This window comes from Streptomyces sp. NPDC052040 (assembly GCF_044548405.1).
In the GTDB taxonomy this organism is placed as follows: Bacteria; Actinomycetota; Actinomycetes; order Streptomycetales; family Streptomycetaceae; genus Streptomyces.
On the sequence record NZ_JBIUBV010000024.1, the window covers coordinates 66,406 to 82,878 of the forward strand.

Annotated in this window: 14 protein-coding genes, 1 other RNA gene and 1 pseudogene; 14 read left to right on the forward strand and 2 right to left on the reverse strand. The window is 71.6% G+C overall.

All coding sequences use genetic code 11. The features are described from left to right. Positions 1-16 precede the first annotated feature (16 nt). The 4 genes from ACIHAA_RS30440 (at position 17) to ACIHAA_RS30455 (ending at position 3,103) form a co-directional block, all read left to right on the forward strand. A complete protein-coding gene (locus ACIHAA_RS30440) occupies positions 17-1,192 on the forward strand; it encodes a S41 family peptidase (RefSeq protein WP_399822809.1) in 1,176 nt (391 codons plus the stop codon). Positions 1,193-1,301: 109 nt separating this feature from the next. Then, the gene (smpB, locus tag ACIHAA_RS30445) at positions 1,302-1,781 is read left to right on the forward strand and encodes an SsrA-binding protein SmpB (protein ID WP_399822811.1); all 480 of its coding nucleotides are present in this window, start codon (positions 1,302-1,304) and stop codon (positions 1,779-1,781) included. Positions 1,782-1,933: 152 nt separating this feature from the next. Further along, positions 1,934-2,302: a transfer-messenger RNA gene (gene ssrA / locus ACIHAA_RS30450) on the forward strand. Between the two features lie 171 nt (positions 2,303-2,473). Further along, positions 2,474-3,103, forward strand: coding sequence for a hypothetical protein (locus ACIHAA_RS30455; RefSeq protein ID WP_399822813.1), 630 nt, complete (start codon positions 2,474-2,476; stop codon positions 3,101-3,103). Positions 3,104-3,119: 16 nt separating this feature from the next. On the opposite strand, the pseudogene ACIHAA_RS30460 reads toward ACIHAA_RS30455, so the two are convergent. Next, positions 3,120-3,407 (reverse strand): annotated as a pseudogene (locus ACIHAA_RS30460) (MFS transporter); the annotation flags it as partial. A gap of 15 nt (positions 3,408-3,422) precedes the next feature. On the opposite strand from ACIHAA_RS30460, the gene ACIHAA_RS30465 reads away from it, so the two are divergent. Both ACIHAA_RS30465 and ACIHAA_RS30470 read left to right on the forward strand, forming a co-directional pair. Continuing rightward, positions 3,423-4,028, forward strand: coding sequence for a hypothetical protein (locus tag ACIHAA_RS30465; protein WP_399822815.1), 606 nt, complete (start codon positions 3,423-3,425; stop codon positions 4,026-4,028). A 198-nt stretch (positions 4,029-4,226) separates the two neighbouring features. After that, entirely contained in the window at positions 4,227-5,270 is a 1,044-nt protein-coding gene (locus ACIHAA_RS30470) for a hypothetical protein (protein ID WP_399822817.1), read from the forward strand. Here ACIHAA_RS30470 and ACIHAA_RS30475 read toward each other — a convergent pair. Next, the gene (locus ACIHAA_RS30475; RefSeq protein ID WP_399822819.1) at positions 5,243-6,472 is read right to left on the reverse strand and encodes an MFS transporter; all 1,230 of its coding nucleotides are present in this window, start codon (positions 6,470-6,472) and stop codon (positions 5,243-5,245) included. The two genes, ACIHAA_RS30470 and ACIHAA_RS30475, sit on opposite strands and share 28 nt — an antisense overlap. A gap of 83 nt (positions 6,473-6,555) precedes the next feature. On the opposite strand from ACIHAA_RS30475, the gene ACIHAA_RS30480 reads away from it, so the two are divergent. The 8 genes from ACIHAA_RS30480 (at position 6,556) to ACIHAA_RS30515 (ending at position 16,249) form a co-directional block, all read left to right on the forward strand. Continuing rightward, positions 6,556-7,536 carry a LysR family transcriptional regulator gene (locus ACIHAA_RS30480; protein WP_399822821.1) on the forward strand — a complete coding sequence of 327 codons (981 nt, stop codon included), beginning with the start codon at positions 6,556-6,558 and terminating at the stop codon, positions 7,534-7,536. 283 nt (positions 7,537-7,819) lie between these two features. Next, positions 7,820-8,482: a DUF4328 domain-containing protein gene (locus ACIHAA_RS30485; RefSeq protein ID WP_399822822.1), complete on the forward strand. Its 663-nt coding sequence runs from the start codon at positions 7,820-7,822 to the stop codon at positions 8,480-8,482. Between the two features lie 157 nt (positions 8,483-8,639). Then, positions 8,640-9,227: a CGNR zinc finger domain-containing protein gene (locus ACIHAA_RS30490; RefSeq protein WP_399822824.1), complete on the forward strand. Its 588-nt coding sequence runs from the start codon at positions 8,640-8,642 to the stop codon at positions 9,225-9,227. Positions 9,228-9,828: 601 nt separating this feature from the next. Next, positions 9,829-10,365 carry a sigma-70 family RNA polymerase sigma factor gene (locus ACIHAA_RS30495; protein WP_399822826.1) on the forward strand — a complete coding sequence of 179 codons (537 nt, stop codon included), beginning with the start codon at positions 9,829-9,831 and terminating at the stop codon, positions 10,363-10,365. Next, the gene (locus tag ACIHAA_RS30500; RefSeq protein ID WP_399822828.1) at positions 10,362-11,189 is read left to right on the forward strand and encodes an anti-sigma factor family protein; all 828 of its coding nucleotides are present in this window, start codon (positions 10,362-10,364) and stop codon (positions 11,187-11,189) included. The genes ACIHAA_RS30495 and ACIHAA_RS30500 overlap by 4 nt, the downstream gene beginning before the upstream one ends. A gap of 148 nt (positions 11,190-11,337) precedes the next feature. Continuing rightward, a complete protein-coding gene (locus ACIHAA_RS30505) occupies positions 11,338-13,647 on the forward strand; it encodes a HelD family protein (protein ID WP_399822830.1) in 2,310 nt (769 codons plus the stop codon). A 417-nt stretch (positions 13,648-14,064) separates the two neighbouring features. Then, entirely contained in the window at positions 14,065-15,489 is a 1,425-nt protein-coding gene (locus tag ACIHAA_RS30510) for an NAD-dependent malic enzyme (protein WP_399822832.1), read from the forward strand. A 478-nt stretch (positions 15,490-15,967) separates the two neighbouring features. Further along, positions 15,968-16,249 (forward strand): HU family DNA-binding protein, encoded by a 282-nt coding sequence (locus ACIHAA_RS30515; RefSeq protein ID WP_007498188.1) that lies wholly within the window; start codon positions 15,968-15,970, stop codon positions 16,247-16,249. Positions 16,250-16,473 lie beyond the last annotated feature (224 nt).

Genomic DNA, 16,473 nt, shown 5'->3' on the forward strand with positions numbered 1-16,473 from the left:
TCCTAGACTCACCCGCATGTCCGGCCGTGACCTGTTCTGTCAGCCCCGCCGCGTGCGCCACGGGGCGGCTCTGACGTTGGTCTTCGCCAGTGTTCTCATCGCGGGCGCCGCGACGGGCTCCTTCGGCCAGGGCGGTGCCCGCCGGGCCCACGGCACCGGAGCCCCGGCCCCGGCGGCGTACGGCGACGCCGTCACCGAGGCGGCCGCCCGCGCCATGGCCGACGGGAAGTCGCCCATGGAGGCGGCCGAGCGCGCCGTCAGCCGCAGCGGGGACCGCTGGAGCGCCGTCTACTCCCAGGGCGAGTACCAGGAGTTCCAGGAGGCCCTCGACGGCCGGTACACCGGTGTCGGCCTGTCCGCCCGGCGCGAGCGCGACGGCCGGATCGAGGTGACCGGGGTGCGGCCGGGCTCGCCCGCGGCCGCCGCCGGGATCCGCGGCGGCGACCGGCTGCGCAGCATCGACGGCAGCAGTGTGGACGGCAGGCCCGTCACCGAGGTGGTCTCCCTGCTCCGCGGCGACTCGGGCGGCGGCGACGACGCGGCCGCCGGGACCCGCGTCCGGCTCGGCCTCCAGCGCGGCACGCACACCTGGACCGAGCAACTGCGGCGGGCCCGGCTGTCCACCGACTCGGTGACCGTGCGGCGGCTGCCCGGCGGCGCCACCCTGATCAGGATCGCCGCCTTCACCAAGGGCTCGGGCGACACCGTACGGAACGCGGTCGAGCGTGCCCCGGCGGGCGCCGGGATCATCCTCGACCTGCGCGGGAACTCCGGCGGCCTGGTCACCGAGGCCGTCACCGCCGCCTCCGCCTTCCTCGACGGGGGCCTGGTGGCGACCTACGACGTCAACGGCGACCAGCGCGCCCTGCACGCCGCCCCGGGCGGCGACACCGCCCGGCCCCTGGTCGCGCTCGTCGACGGCGGCACCATGAGCGCCGCCGAGCTGCTCACCGGGGCGCTCCAGGACCGCGGCCGGGCGGTCGTGGTGGGCACCCGCACCTTCGGCAAGGGCTCGATCCAGATGCCGAGCCGCCTGCCGGACGGCTCCGTGGCGGAGCTGACCGTCGGGCACTACCGCACCCCCGCGGGCCACACCGTCGACGGCCGGGGCATCACCCCGGACCTGGAGGCCGGGGACCGGGCGCTGGACCGGGCGAGGACGGTCCTCGGCGGCCTGGGCCGGACACCCTGACGGCACCGCCCCCGTGACCGGCTTGCGGCACGCTCCGTGACCGAACGACCGCACCCTCCGTAATCGGCTTCCCCCGACACCCCCCTGTAGTGCGAAAATGGTCGGCACTATGGCTAAGGAAAAAGGGCGCAAGCTGATCGCGCAGAACAAGAAGGCGCGGCACGACTACCACATCCTCGACACCTACGAGGCCGGTCTCGTCCTGACCGGGACCGAGGTCAAGTCGCTGCGCCAGGGGCGGGCCTCGCTGGTCGACGGCTTTGTGCAGCTCGACGCGGACGAGGCCTGGCTGCACAACGTGCATGTGCCGGAGTACACCCAGGGCACCTGGACCAACCACAGCGCCCGCCGCAAGCGGAAGCTGCTGCTGCACCGCGCAGAGATCGACAAGCTGGCGTCGAAGTCCCAGGAGACGGGTCACACGATCGTGCCCCTGGCCCTGTACTTCAAGGACGGCCGGGCCAAGATCGAGATCGCTCTGGCGCGGGGCAAGAAGGAGTACGACAAGCGGCAGACGCTCCGCGAGAAGCAGGACCGCCGCGAGACCGACCGCGCGGTGGCCGCGGCACGCCGCCGGCAGCGGGCCTGAGCCTCCCGCCCGGGCCCGCCCCGGAGCCCCGGCACCCTTGAACCGGGTACCCCCACGGGGTGACCGCCGGGAATACAGTGGCATCGACCTGCGTTGGTCACGTACGATGCTGCTTGCACCGCAAGACGGTGTGAGCATTGAAAAATCAACATGGGGATGATCGGTTTCGACAGCGGCTGTCGAAGCAGGGGAAGCGTGTCGAGGAAGCGGCCATGATCTCGTAAACCACAGGCCGAAAACAATAATCGCCAACACCAAGCGCGATTCCTTCGCCCTCGCTGCCTAAGTAGCGACTTGCGAAGTGTCAGCCCGGGGCTGTTCCCGACCCGGATCCTGGCATCAGCTAGGGGACTAAACCTTGATCCCGGTCACGGGGTGAAGAGGGAAACCAAACAGTGACTGAGCCCGTCGGAGACTTGTCCGCGTGATCTCCGGGGCTGAGAAAATCGAAGCGGACTGCACACGGAGAAGCCCTGATTCTGCACCGTTGGACGCGGGTTCGATTCCCGCCATCTCCACCACCCCATGTGACCAAGGCCCTGCCGCTCCCGAGCGGTGGGGCCTTTGTCGTGCCTTCCGTGGACATCGCAGGAGAAGGTATGGGAAGGGGCTTTCGGGGTGTGGAACTCCCTTGGCTGGGTGACTCATGCCGTATACACGGCGTTCCCGTTGCCGTAGAGGAGGTGCCAATCATGCAGCGTTTCACCGAGTCGGATTTCGGGATTTCGTGGCTGATGTCCATGTTCCACTACGACTGGACGCACAACGGAGAGACCGGTGCTGAAGCAGTCCGATATCACCTGGGAGCGGAACAGGATCCTGAAGAGGTCCTGTGTCTTCGTCGTGACGCCCGACTCCTTCTGGAGCGTCTCACCCCCGGCACGATCGAAAACCTGTGGCAGGCGGGGACGTATCCCGACGGCAGATTCCAAGATCCGGAGCGGGGTTTCACGTCGGGTGACGAGTGGATGGGGACGATCGCCGGACTGTGCGACGAACGGCTGTCCCGTAAGGGAAACATTCGCCCGCTCAGCGGCGCGGACACGGAAGACGGGGCAAAGGTGGCGGACGCCGTCCTCGGTGAGGTCGGACAGGCCCGATTCCTGCCGGACGGTGTCCGGCACGCGTTGGAGGAGTGTGTCTGCCGCTGCACTCCCGACCTGGCCTTCCGGCTCCTGCTGAGGGCGATCCCCGGAAGCGTGAAGGGATGTGACATGCCGCTGTCTCCGGACCAGTACGCGAGACTGGAGAGGCTCGGCTCGGCCATGCACTACGGGCCGTATGTCGTGTCCGAGGTGAAGCACCTGGTGGCCGACGGCTGATGTGAGCGACCCACAGTCATGGTTCGAGTCCGGACGCCGCTGTCTTCGCCAGCAGCGACCTGTGGCCCGCAGCAATCAGTAGGGCGAGTGCCGCTGCTGTGGGCGGTAGGGCGAAGCCTGTTGTGGGGGACAGGTGGTCCGCTGCCCAGCCGCCCGTTGCGGGGCCGCAGGCGATGCCGCCCAGGAGGGCCGTTACCGCGAGGGTCATGCCCTCGTTCAGACGGCCCTCGGGGGTGCGCTGCTGGATCAGGGACATCGCGGTGACCATCGTGGGAGCCGTGGCCATGCCCGCCAGCAGCAGTGAGGGAGGGGAGGCGGAATGCCGCGGTTCACGGATTTCGACTTCGGTGTGTCATGGGTGATGGGTTTCTTCCATCAGGACGCGACCCACTACGGGGACACGGCCGCCGACATCGTTGCGCATCACCTCGCGGAGTGGATCGACGAGTCGGCTGTGGCGGTGCGCCGGGACGCGCAGGTTCTCGGCAATCTCTCCTCGGAAACGCTGGAGGTGCTGTGGGACGCCGGGACGGACTACCTGCCCGGCCCGGAGCGGATCGGGGGAGGAGCGGAGTGGACGCGGACGGTGGTCGACCTGTGTGATGCCCGCCTGGCCACACGGGCCGATGTGCGCCCGCTCAAGGGGGCGGACACGGAGGACGGAACGGCCTGTCTCGACGCGGTCGTCGCCGAGATCGAGGGAGCGCGGTTCCTGGATGCCCAGGTGCGGACGGCACTGACCGACTGCGCGCGCCGCTGCACCCCTGACGTGGCGTTCCGGGTGCTCCTGAGGGCGATCGGCTGCACCCCGGGCGCCTCGCTGACCTCGGACCAGTACGCGAGGCTGGAGGCCATCGGTTCGGCCCTCCAGTACGGTGAATTCGTCGTGGACAACATCAGATACCTGGTCGAACAGGACCAGTGAGCGATTCCCAGACCTACGAACGGCGTTCTCTCCGGGACGACTTCCCGAGGAGTACGCCGTTCGGCGCTTCTCCCCGTACCCGATGCGGGCCCCCAAGCCACCGTTCCCCGACGTCCACATCATCAATGCCCGGGGAAGCAGCGGGCCGCACAATCTCGGAAAAATGACCTCAGTCGCATCGCGCTCTCGGGAGCCACAATGAGTCGTATCACCCCGCCGCGGCCGCTCGACGTCGCCGCGCTCTTCCCTCAACTGGCCCCGATGGCGCGCATGGCGACCCGGCTGCATCCCCGCTCCGGTTCTCCGTCGCCGCAGGACAGCTCGGTCGGCGGCCCGCTGCTGTGGCCCGCCGACGAGCCGTGGCCGTACTGCGACGGGCCGCACGAGTGGGACGGGGTGAACGAGCCCACTTCAGCGGAGGACGTACGGGTGCAGCGGCGCATCCACGCGGCCGCAGCGAACCGGCCGCAGGGCGATCCCTACACGTCCCCTTACACGCCCGAGGAGCGGGCGGTCATTGAGCGGATCAATGCCGGCCGCCCCTGGCCCGAGGGCCCGGTCGCCATGCTGCCCGTGGCCCAGCTGTACACGCGTGACATCCCCTCGCTGCGCCCGCCCGGGCATGCCGACGCCGACCTGCTCCAGGTGCTGTGGTGCCCCTTCGACCACCCGGACCATCCCAGGACCGCGCTGTTCTGGCGGTCCGCCGCCGCGGTCACCGATGTCCTCGGCGCACCGCCCGAGCCGCCCGCGGTCCAGTTCGCCGACTACGTGCCCGAGCCGTGCCTGTTCTCACCGGAGGAGGTCACCGAGTACCCGAACTTCCTGGAACTGAGCAAGGAGTCGCAGGCGGAGCTGGCGGACTGGAGCAGGTGGCAGCCGGCCGGAGCAGCGGTGGACAGCGCCTACGCCGTGGCGCCGCAGGAGTTCTACAAGGACAGCCTGTCCGTCTCTCCCGGCTGGAAGGCCGGTGGCTGGACCCGCTGGGGCCTCACCGACCCCATGCCCCGGGTCTGCTCCGCCTGCGGCACCGGGATGGACCCGCTGCTGACCATGGCCACGACCGAATGGAACCGCGGCAGCAACAGCTGGGCCCCCGAGGGAGACCAGGCCCGTGACCCGCTTCCCCCCGGTGTTCCCCCGGCGAACTACACCCGGCTCATCCTCGCCCGGGGCTACGATCTGCAACTCCATGTCTGTCCGGTGTCCCTGGATCATCCGCACCTCGAACTGGTCCAGTGAGCGCGGCGGTTGCCCGCGGCGGTCAGCAGGGCCAGTGCCGCTGCTGTGGGCGGTAGGGCGAAGCCTGTTGTGGGGGACAAGTGGTCCGCTGCCCAGCCGCCCGTTGCGGAGCCGCAGGCGACGCCGCCCAGGAGGGCCGTTACCGCGAGGGTCATGCCCTCGTTCAGACGGCCCTCGGGGGTGCGCTGCTGGATCAGGGACATCGCGGTGACCATCGTGGGAGCCGTGGCCATGCCCGCCAGCAGCAGGGCGGGGGCCAGCGCGGCCAGCGAGCCGGTGGTGCGGGCCGCGAGGAGGGGCAGCGTCATCAGGGCCGTCATGGCGGCCAGGCACCACAGATGGCGGCGCCCGGGCGGCCCGCCCGGCTTCAGCGCGCCGTAGAGCAGTCCGGCGGCGCACGAGCCGGCCGCCTGCAATGCCAAGACGGCGCCCGCGGCGGACCGGTGTCCCTGCGCGTCCGCGAACGCGATGGTGACGACCTCCATCGAGCCGAACACCGCCCCCGTGGCGAGCAGTCCGAGCAGCAGCGGGGGCATACCGGGCGCCCGGAACGGGGCCGAGGCGCGGTCGCCGCCGCCCGGTGGGGGTTCCGTCGCGCGCTGGGCCGTGAACAGCAGCATCCCCGTCAGCAGCAGGATCCCCCCGACGAGCGTGCCCGCCTCCGGAAAGAGGGAGCCGCAGAGGAAGGCGGCGAGCACCGGGCCCAGCAGGTAGCACAGCTCGTCCGCCGCCTGTTCGAAGGAGTTCGCGATGTGCAGGGCGTCCGGGTCGTCGTGCAGGAGATGGGCCCAGCGGGCCCGGGACAGACCGCCGATGTTGGGGGTGGTGGCGGTGGCGGCGTAGGCGGCGAAGAGGGTCCAGCCGGGGGCGTCGTAGTGCACACAGAGCAGCAGGGACACCCCGCCGAGGACGGCGAACACGGTGGCGGGCACGGCGACCCGCGCCTGTCCGTACCGGTCGATCAGCCGTGCGACCCAGGGGCCCGCCACGGCTGTCGCCGCGAGCCCGGTGGCGGTGACAGCACCGGCGAGGGCGTACGAGCCCCGGGCGCCCGCGATCATGATGACCGCGCTCACGCTGAACATGCCGATGGGCAGGCGCGCGACGAGGTTCCCGGCGGTGAAGGCGCGGGCTCCGGGTACGGCGAAGAGACGGCGGTACGGATTGCGGGACACGGTGGTGCCCGGGGCGGGGTGCGGCATACGGCCACCGTCGCCCGCCCCCTGACCTGCGGTCCAACACTTACTCCGTGGCGATTGACGCACCCCGGTTGTAGGTTCTGCGGGTGCCCGCCGCCACCGTCGACCCCCGGCTGCTCCGTGCCTTCCTCGCCGTCGCCGAGGAACTGCACTTCAGCCGTGCCGCGACCCGCCTCTACGTCGCCCAGCAGGCGCTCAGCCGTGATGTCCGGCGGCTGGAGCGGGAGTTGGGCGCCGAGTTGTTCGTGCGCACCACCCGGCAGGTGTCCCTGACCCCGGAGGGCGCGCGTCTGCTGCCGTACGCGCGCCGGGTGCTGGAGGCGCAGAGCGCGCTGCTCGCCGCGTTCGGGCGAGACGGCGACCCGGACCGCCCGCTGCTGGTGGACGTCAACAGCCCGGGCCTCCTCGGCTGCCGGATCCTCGACCGCGCCCGTGAACTGCTCCCGGACGCCGAGTTGATGGCGCGCTACGAGAGCGGTCTGACCGGGGCCGCCGTGGAGATCCTCGCCGGGCGGCTCGATGTGTCGTTCGGCCGGTTCGCCGGGCTCGACCCGGTGGTGCAGGCCCGGCTGGAGCAGCAGCCCGTGCGGTACGAGCCGATGGCGATCGTCCTGCCCGAGGGCCACCGCCTGGCGCCGCTGACCGAGGTGCGGCTGTCCGACCTGGCGGGCGAGACCGTGTACGCGGGCGCGGGCAACCCCCGGACCCCGGAGTGGACCGACCTCGCCCGCGCGCTGTTCGAGAACCGGGGCATCGGCATCGCGCCCCCGGCCCCGCTGGCCGTCGGAGCGGAGGAGTTCCAGCGGATCATGGCGAAGAAGGGGCACCCGGTCCTGGCGGTGACGGACTTCCCGCCCATGCCGCGTACGGTCCTGCGGCCGCTGGTCGACCCGGTGCCGCTGTCCCCGGTCTCGCTGGTGTGGCGCAGGGGCGCGGCCCACCCGGGGATCGACGCACTGCGACGCGCCGCGACCGAGACCGCTGCCGCCGGGGGATGGCTGCGGCGGCCACCCGGAGCCTGGATCCCGGCGGCCGACGCGGAGGTCATGCGCGCGGCCGGACCCTGAGGGGGGACGCCACCACGCTCGACCGATCCGGAGGGTGATCGGGTGCGGTTGCCGTCCGGCCCTCGGCCCGGCGGCGGACTGCGGGCCGACGGCGGACTCCGGGCCGCGCGGACGGAACAGACCCGTGTGCCGGAGCGGAAGTCCGTCCCGCGGATGGCACGGGCCCGCGTGCCGGAGCGGAAGTCCGTGCCGCGGACGGAACGGACCCGCGTGCCGGAACGGCCCCGCACGCCGGAGCGGAAATCCGTCCCGCTTCTCCCTCTCGTGCCCATAAGATCCGGTCATGGCCATGACCAACTCTGCCGATGCCGCCTCCCGCGACCCGGCCCCCGCTCCCACTCCCGCTCCTGCCGTCCAACCCCCTTGGCTCCTCGCCCGGTTCGCACAGGGCGCGATCGCCGTGGCGACCGTCGCCGGGGTCGTCCAGGGGGTGGTGGGCCAGAGGGACCGCCACCCCGGGTCCACGGACGCCTCGGTGAGCGCGTCGGGGCTCGCCTCCATGGTGCTGGTGTATGCGATGACGGCGGCGGCCGTGCTCTTTCTGATCTGGTTCAGCCGGGCCCGGCGCACCGCGCTGCTGCTCTCTACCGGCTCCGTCGCCGGGTCCGCCGGCTGGGCGGTGCTGGCCTGGCTCATTCCGGTGGTCAACCTGTGGGTGCCGCGGCAGCTTCTGCTGGAGGTGCGGCGGGCGAGCGCCGCCGCGAGCGGGAAGGCGGACCGGCGTGGCCTGGTGAACGCCTGGTGGGCGGCGTGGGTCGCGCGCGTCGTGCTCGCCGTGCTCGCCGTGGTGTCCCGGGCTGCCTGGGGCCCGGCCCTGGCGGCGCTCTCGGGCGTGCTGTTCGCCGCCGCGGGCGTGCTGGTGATCTGCGTGATCCAGGACATCACGGCCCTCCAGGGTGCCGCCGTCCGGAGCGACCCGGCCGCCGGACCGCTCGACCGGAGCTGACCCGCTTCGCCGCGGAGCCTTCCCGGAGCAGGTGAGGGCGGGCACTGTGGAGGGTACGAACGAGGGTGCGAGCCCCGGGCGCCCCCGCGCGGACGCGCCCCCGGCGGACCTCACCGGCCGTCGCTCACGGCGGCAACTCCAAGGCGGTGACAGGCATATGGCGGTGGCCACGGCAACGGCCCCCTGCGAGCTGCGGTTCGACTCCGGGCGAATCTGTCTGGATCTGCTGGCGACGACGCATCCCGAGGAACGCCTCGACTCGGTGGAGCGATTGCGGGACTGGGTCACCGGTGCCGGTCTGGTGCCCGCGGGCACCCCGCTCACGGCGGTGGACGTCCGGTGGCTGACGGGCTTCCGCGAACTCCGCCTCCACCTCGGGGTGTTGGTGTGCGCCGAACTGGACGGGCGGCCCGCGGAAGGGGCGCTGGCGCGGGTGAACGCGGTGGCCCGGCAGGCGCCGCCGGTGCCGTGCGCGGTCCGCGCGGACGACGGAGTGCTGGTGCGGCGGCTGCGGACGGCGCCCGGGCCCGAGGAGTTGCTCGCCCTGGTGGCCCGGGAGGCGATCGAGCTGCTGACCGACCCCGGGGCGCGGGCGGGCCTGCGGCAGTGCGCGGGCGACAACTGCCCCCTCGTCTACCTGGACACCTCCCGCGGCCGTCGCCGCCGCTGGTGCTCCAGCGAGACCTGCGGCAACCGCGAGCGCGTCGCCCGCCACCGCCGCCGCGCGGCCCTCGCCCGCACCTAGCCAGGCCTTCATCCGGCCCAGACGGGGCCTTCGTCCAGGTCCAAGTGGAGCCTCGCCCAGTCCCGGAGGGTTCCTCACTCGGCCCGAGCGGGGCCTTCGTCCGGCCCGAGCGGGGCCTTCATCCGGCCCAAGCGGGCCCCTCACCCGCCCCAAGTGGGCCGGAATCTCTCCTGTGAACACGGACTCCGGAGGTAAGCGGTAAATGGGGGGATTCGCGGAACTCGCGGAAAACGGGCGAGTCATGGCAACGGTGGCTGAAAGTGATGGTTGAATTCGCGAGCCTCGACACTTTCTCCACCGGGGTCAAGCGGGATTTTCACAGAGTGGGGGAGTGGGATTCCGGAAGTGAAGCCCTGATGGTGCTGTGACCTGGGTCTCTCCGGCGGTCGACCGTATGTCCCGTTGAGGCAGGAATGGGTGCCCAAAAACGGGGCTGCCCACACCTCTTCCCAGAAAATTCTGCTGTCGCTTTGAACACGACGGCCCCCGTCTGCGTACCCGGATGCGAGCGACCGACTGGGGGAACCCCCGGACACCGGAGGTAGGCGTGCGCAAGGATTCCGCCGTGGCTGATGAACGAAGGCCAAGGGCCCGACATCGCATGACCTCGTCCCCGGCGGCATCCTCGACCGAGCCGGACGAGGAGCTGATGCGCGCCCTGTACCGGGAACACGCGGGACCCCTGCTCGCCTATGTGCTGCGCCTGGTCGCGGGCGACCGGCAGCGCGCCGAGGACGTCGTGCAGGAGACGCTCATCCGTGCCTGGAAGAACGCCGGTCAGCTCAATCGAGCGACCGGTTCGGTACGCCCCTGGCTGGTGACGGTCGCCCGGCGCATCGTCATCGACGGCCACCGCAGCCGGCAGGCCCGGCCGCAGGAGGTCGACCCGTCGCCGCTGGAGGTCATCCCCGCGGAGGACGAGATCGACAAGGCGTTGTGGCTGATGACACTGTCGGACGCGCTGGACGACCTGACCCCGGCACACAGGGAGGTCCTGGTCGAAACGTACTTCAAAGGGCGTACGGTCAATGAGGCGGCCGAAACGCTCGGCATCCCCAGCGGAACGGTGCGCTCCAGGGTGTTCTACGCCCTGCGGTCCATGAAGCTGGCACTGGAGGAGCGGGGGGTGACGGCATGAGCAATCTGTACGGGGGGTTCGGCCCTGGTGGCCCCGGAGCCGTAAGAGGTCCCCAAGGACCCGAGGGACCGGGTGACATCCACGAGACCGTCGGCGCCTACGCCCTCGGGATCCTGGACGACGCCGAGGCGACGGCCTTCGAGGCCCATCTCGCCACCTGCGACTGGTGCGCCCAGCAACTGGACGACCTCGCGGGCATGGAACCCATGCTGGCCGCCCTCGCGGACCTGCCCGGCAGTCAGGGCAGCCCCGTCATCGGGGAGTCCCTGTCCGCGAAGCCCAGCCCACGGCTGGTGGAGCGGCTGGTCGACGAGGTCTCCGAGCGCCGCGCCCACAAGCGCCGCCGCGGCTTCTACCTGGTGGCGGCCGCGGCCGCGCTGATCATCGGCGGCCCGCTCACCGTGATGGCGGTGAACGGCGGCGGCAGCGACAGCTCCATGGCCCAGGACCCGATGGCCATGGGCCCCGCCCAGCAGGCCTTCCAGGTCATGAAGGACAAGCACGCGGCGACCGACCCGACCACCAAGGTCAACGCCGTGGTCGCGGTGGAGCCCAGGGACTGGGGCACCCACGCCGTCCTCCAGCTGAAGAACGTCAAGGGGCCGCTCAAGTGCTCCCTGATCGCGGTCGGAAAGAACGGCGAGCGCGAGACGGTCACCTCCTGGTCCGTCCCGACCTGGGGCTACGGCATGCCGGACGCCAAGAGCGAGAAGGCGAAGAACCCGCTCTACGTGCACGGCGGCGCCGCCTTCACCCCCAACCAGATCGACCACTTCGAGGTCATGACCTTCGACGGAAAGCGGCTGGTGGAGGTGAACGCGTAAGCGTTCGGCGCATCCGCCCGAGCACCCCCGCGGCGAGCAGAGCACGCCGCGGGCCGACGTGCGCGCGGGGCCCGTGGCAGGTCCATAGCCTGTACGGGCCTCCTTCGCGTACGGTGGACGGCTGCGCAGCACGTCAGAAGGGGGCCCGGTGGCCGCTCAGGTTCAACAGGAAACGGTGCGCGGTCCGGTCGGCAGGTCCGCGCAGGACTCGCTCCGCGACCGGGAGATCAGCGCCGAACAGGAACACCTGGACCGGGTGTACCGGCGCCTCGAGGAGAAGATCCACGAGGCGGAGTTCCTGATGGCCGACGCGGCCCGGCGCGGCCATGTCGGCACGCCCGGCGCGCTGGCCGAGCGGGACGCCCAGGTCTTCCGGGCGGGCATCCACCTCAACCGGCTCAACAACGAGTTCGAGGACTTCCTCTTCGGCCGGATCGACCTGCTGCTCGGCAAGGACGGCAAGAAGGGCCCGGACGGCGCGTACACGGCCGTGGAGCCCGCGGAGGGCGCGGTGCGGCCCGACAACACCGCCGACATCGCCGAGACCCTGCACATCGGCCGCATCGGCGTCCTCGACGAGGAGTACGCGCCCCTGGTCATCGACTGGCGGGCGCCGGCCGCCGCACCCTTCTACCGCTCCACCCCGGTCGACCCCGGCCGGGTGGTCCGCCGCCGGGTCATCCGTTCCAAGGGGCGCCGGGTGCTCGGTGTCGAGGACGACCTGATGCGCCCCGAGCTGACGGCGTCGCTCGACGGCCGGGAACTGCCCGTGATCGGCGACGGCGCCCTGATGGCCGCACTCGGCCAGGCCCGCACCCACAGCATGCGGGACATCGTGTCCTCCATCCAGGCCGAGCAGGACCTCGTCATCCGCGCCCCCGCCTCCTCGGTGACGTACGTCGAGGGCGGTCCCGGCACCGGCAAGACGGCCGTCGCCCTGCACCGGGCGGCGTATCTGCTCTACCAGGACCGGCGCAGATACGCGGGCGGCATCCTGATCGTCTCGCCCACCCCGCTGCTGGTCGCCTACACCGAGGGCGTGCTGCCCTCGCTCGGCGAGGAGGGCCAGGTCGCCATCCGGGCGATCGGCTCGCTGGTCGACGGCGCCGAGGCCACCCTGTACGACTCCCCGTCCACGGCCCGCGCCAAGGGCTCGTACCGCATGCTCAAGGTGCTCAGGAAGGCGGCCCGCGGGGCCCTGGAGCTGAGCGGCGCGCCCACCCGGCTGCGGGTCGTGGCCTTCGGCCGCCGCCTCGAACTCCAGGGCGAGGAACTGGAGCGCATCCGGCACACCGCGCTCAGCGGCACCGCCCCGGTGAACCTGCTGCGCCCGCGCGCCCGCAAGCTGCTGCTGGACGCGCTGTACGCGCGCTCCGGCGCCGGGAACCGGCACGCCGACCCCGAGCTGGCCGCCGAACTGCGCTCCTCCTTCGACGAGGACGTCTCCCTCGAGGACTCCTTCCTGGAGTTCCTGGACGCCTGGTGGCCCGAACTGACCCCGCAGGCCGTGCTGCGGGCGATGGCCGACGAGAAGCGGCTCGGGCGCTGGGCCCGGCGCATCCTCAACCCCGGCGAGGTGCGCCGGGTCGCGCGCTCCCTGAGACGGGACGGGCTGTCCGTGCACGATGTGGCGATGCTGGACGAACTCCAGGCCGTCCTCGGTCTCCCGGCCCGGCCCAGGAAGAAGCGCGAGCTGGACCCGCTGGACCAGCTGACCGGCCTCGAAGAGCTGATGCCGGTGCGCGAGGAGACGCAGCGCGAGCGCGCGGAGCGGCTCGCCCAGGAGCGCACCGAGTACGCGCATGTGATCGTCGACGAGGCGCAGGACCTCACCCCGATGCAGTGGCGGATGGTGGGGCGGCGCGGCCGGCACGCCACCTGGACCGTGGTCGGCGATCCGGCCCAGTCCTCCTGGTCCGACCCGGACGAGGCCGCGGAGGCCCGGGAGGAGGCCCTCGGCACCCGGCCCCGCCGCCGCTTCACGCTCACCGTCAACTACCGCAACCCGGCGGAGATCGCCGAGCTGGCGGCCAAGGTGCTCGCGCTGGCCATGCCGGGCTCCACCTCCCCGGCCGCGGTGCGCTCCACGGGCGTCGAGCCGCGCTTCGCCGCCGTCCGGGACGGTCTGGCGGGGACCGTGCGCGACGAGGCGGCACGGCTGCTCGGCCTGGTCGAGGGCACGGTCGGGGTGGTCGTCGCCATGAACCGGCGGGAGGAGGCGGCCCGCTGGCTGGAGGGTCTCGGCGACCGGGTGGTGGCGCTGGGCAGCCTGGAGGCCAAGGGTCTGGAGTACGACGCGACGGTGGTGGTCTCGCCCGCGGAGATCGCCGATGAGAGCCCGGCGGGCCTGCGGGTGCTGTACGTGGCGCTCACCCGGGCGACCCAGCAGCTGACGGTGGTCTCGGGCGAGCGGGACGAGCCGGACGCCGCCGGGGTGCCCGACCTGCTCCGCGACTGAGCCGTCCGGGGGCGCCCGGGAACCCGCGCTGAGCCGTCCGGGGCGGTGCGGGACCCGTACGGAAGATGAACTCTCGCTCCGGGAATGGCCTTACGGCTTCTGTTTGTTAGCCTGGGTGTGGCACCGGCCCGATCCAAGCCCCCGGGCCCAACCTTAGTCGCCGCGAGCGACCACTTGCCGCGAGGCGAGCATGGCGGGTCGGTGTCATTGAACGACAGAAGAGGCCCACGTCACCGTGTGACGTGGGCCTCTTCTCTTGCTCCGGAACTTCTCGTATCGTGGAAAAGCTTTTCCGAAGTTGCCTGTACAGGCGGAACAAAACGTTCGTAATCCATGGCGACTACCACGTACTCGGGGGTAGGTGCGACGATCGGACGGCACAACTCAGCCACACGGTGAAAGCAGAGGAAGTCGGCCATGGCAACGGCGCCCAGCGTCTCCTACTCGATGACGATCCGGCTGGAGGTGCCCGCGAGCGGAACCGCCGTCTCGCAGCTCACCACCGCCGTGGAGTCCTCCGGAGGCTCGGTCACCGGCCTCGACGTCACGGCCTCCGGTCACGAGAAGCTCCGTATCGACGTCACCATCGCCGCCAGCTCGACCTCCCACGCCGAGGAGATCGTCCAGCAGCTGCGCGGCATCGAGGGCGTCAACCTGGGCAAGGTCTCCGACCGTACGTTCCTGATGCACCTCGGCGGCAAGATCGAGATGGCGTCGAAGCACCCCATCCGCAACCGTGACGACCTCTCCATGATCTACACCCCGGGCGTCGCCCGCGTGTGCATGGCGATCGCGGAGAACCCCGAGGACGCCCGCCGCCTCACCATCAAGCGCAACTCGGTTGCGGTCGTGACGGACGGCTCCGCCGTGCTGGGCCTCGGCAACATCGGCCCCAAGGCCGCGCTGCCCGTCATGGAGGGCAAGGCGGCCCTCTTCAAGCGGTTCGCCGGGATCGACGCCTGGCCGATCTGCCTGGACACCCAGGACACCGACGCGATCGTGGAGATCGTCAAGGCGATCGCCCCCGGCTTCGCGGGCATCAACCTGGAGGACATCTCCGCCCCCCGCTGCTTCGAGATCGAGGCCCGGCTGCGCGAGGCCCTCGACATCCCGGTCTTCCACGACGACCAGCACGGCACCGCGATCGTGGTGCTCGCCGCGCTGACCAACGCGCTGCGTGTGGTCGGCAAGGCCGTCGAGAACGTCCGCGTGGTGATGTCGGGCGCCGGAGCCGCCGGTACCGCCATCCTCAAGCTGCTGCTCGCGGCGGGTGTGAAGAGCGCCGTCGTCGCGGACATCCACGGTGTGGTGCACGCGGGCCGCGAGGACCTGGTGGACGCCGCCCCGGACTCCCCGCTGCGCTGGATCGCCGACAACACCAACCACGAGGGCCTGACCGGCACCCTCAAGGAGGCCGTGCACGGCGCCGACGTCTTCATCGGCGTCTCCGCGCCGAACGTCCTCGACGGCACGGACGTGGCGGCCATGGCCGAGGGCGCGATCGTGTTCGCGCTCGCGAATCCCGACCCCGAGGTCGAGCCCGCAATCGCCCGCCAGACGGCGGCAGTTGTGGCCACCGGCCGCTCCGACTTCCCGAACCAGATCAACAACGTCCTGGTGTTCCCGGGTGTCTTCCGCGGCCTGCTGGACGCCCAGTCCCGCACGGTCACCACGGACATGATGCTGGCCGCCGCCACCGCCCTCGCGGACGTGGTCACCGAGGACGAGCTGAACCCGAACTACATCATCCCGAGCGTCTTCAACGACAAGGTCGCGGGCGCCGTGGCCGGGGCGGTGCGGGACGCGGTGAAGGCGGCGGGCGAGTCGGCGACGGGCGCGTAGCCACCGCCCTTCGAGGGATCCGGGGGAGCTGCCGGACCGTCAGTCCGACGGTTCCCCGGGCCCGTCGGGCGGCCGTACGGCCGCCCGGGGGCGGTGTGCGGGCTGTGACCATTGCCACGGTGCGTAGGCGCGGCGCGTCGTTCAGGGTCTCGGTCCCGGGCGCCCCCTAGGGTGGCGGGCAGGCTCTTGCCCCCCAAGGCCCTGCGAAGCGTTGCCCGGAGTGGACCGAACGTCACCATGCCGGGGCGGTGGCGCTTTCCGTGTGACTCCCAAGGGTGTTCTCGCGACTCCTGCGGGTGCCGGATTGGCTTTCCCGCCGCAGGTGGGGGCAGGATGCGTCTTCGGGCGCGAGGGTCTGACGAAGGACCCGGGTCCGGGGACTCACCGAGGACCCTGGCAGCATCGACTTCGCTGTGCCCATCATGCGGCTCCGCCGCGTGGCACGCCTCAACGGCAAGAAGAACACGGGAGTAACAACATGAACCGCAGTGAGCTGGTGGCCGCGCTGGCCGACCGCGCCGAGGTGACCCGCAAGGACGCCGACGCCGTGCTGGCCGCGTTCGCCGAGACCGTCGGCGAGGTCGTTGCCAAGGGCGACGAGAAGGTCACCATCCCTGGCTTCCTGACCTTCGAGCGCACCCACCGTGCCGCTCGCACCGCGCGCAACCCGCAGACCGGCGACCCCATCCAGATCCCGGCCGGCTACAGCGTGAAGGTCTCCGCGGGCTCCAAGCTCAAGGAAGCCGCGAAGGGCAAGTGACCTTGCCGTCGTACGCCGTGGAACGGCGTACGGAGCCGTGGCTTCCGGCCGCGGCGCCCACGGCCCGCTGACGCCCCCTCGGGACGGCGTACGGGCCCAGCAGGACCCCAAGGGGGGGGGGCCCCCCGCCGGGGGGGGGCCCCCCCCGGGGGGGGGGGGGCCCCCCCCCCCCCCCAAACACCCCCCCCCCCCCGCCCCGCGCGCCCCCCCCCCCCCCCCCCCCC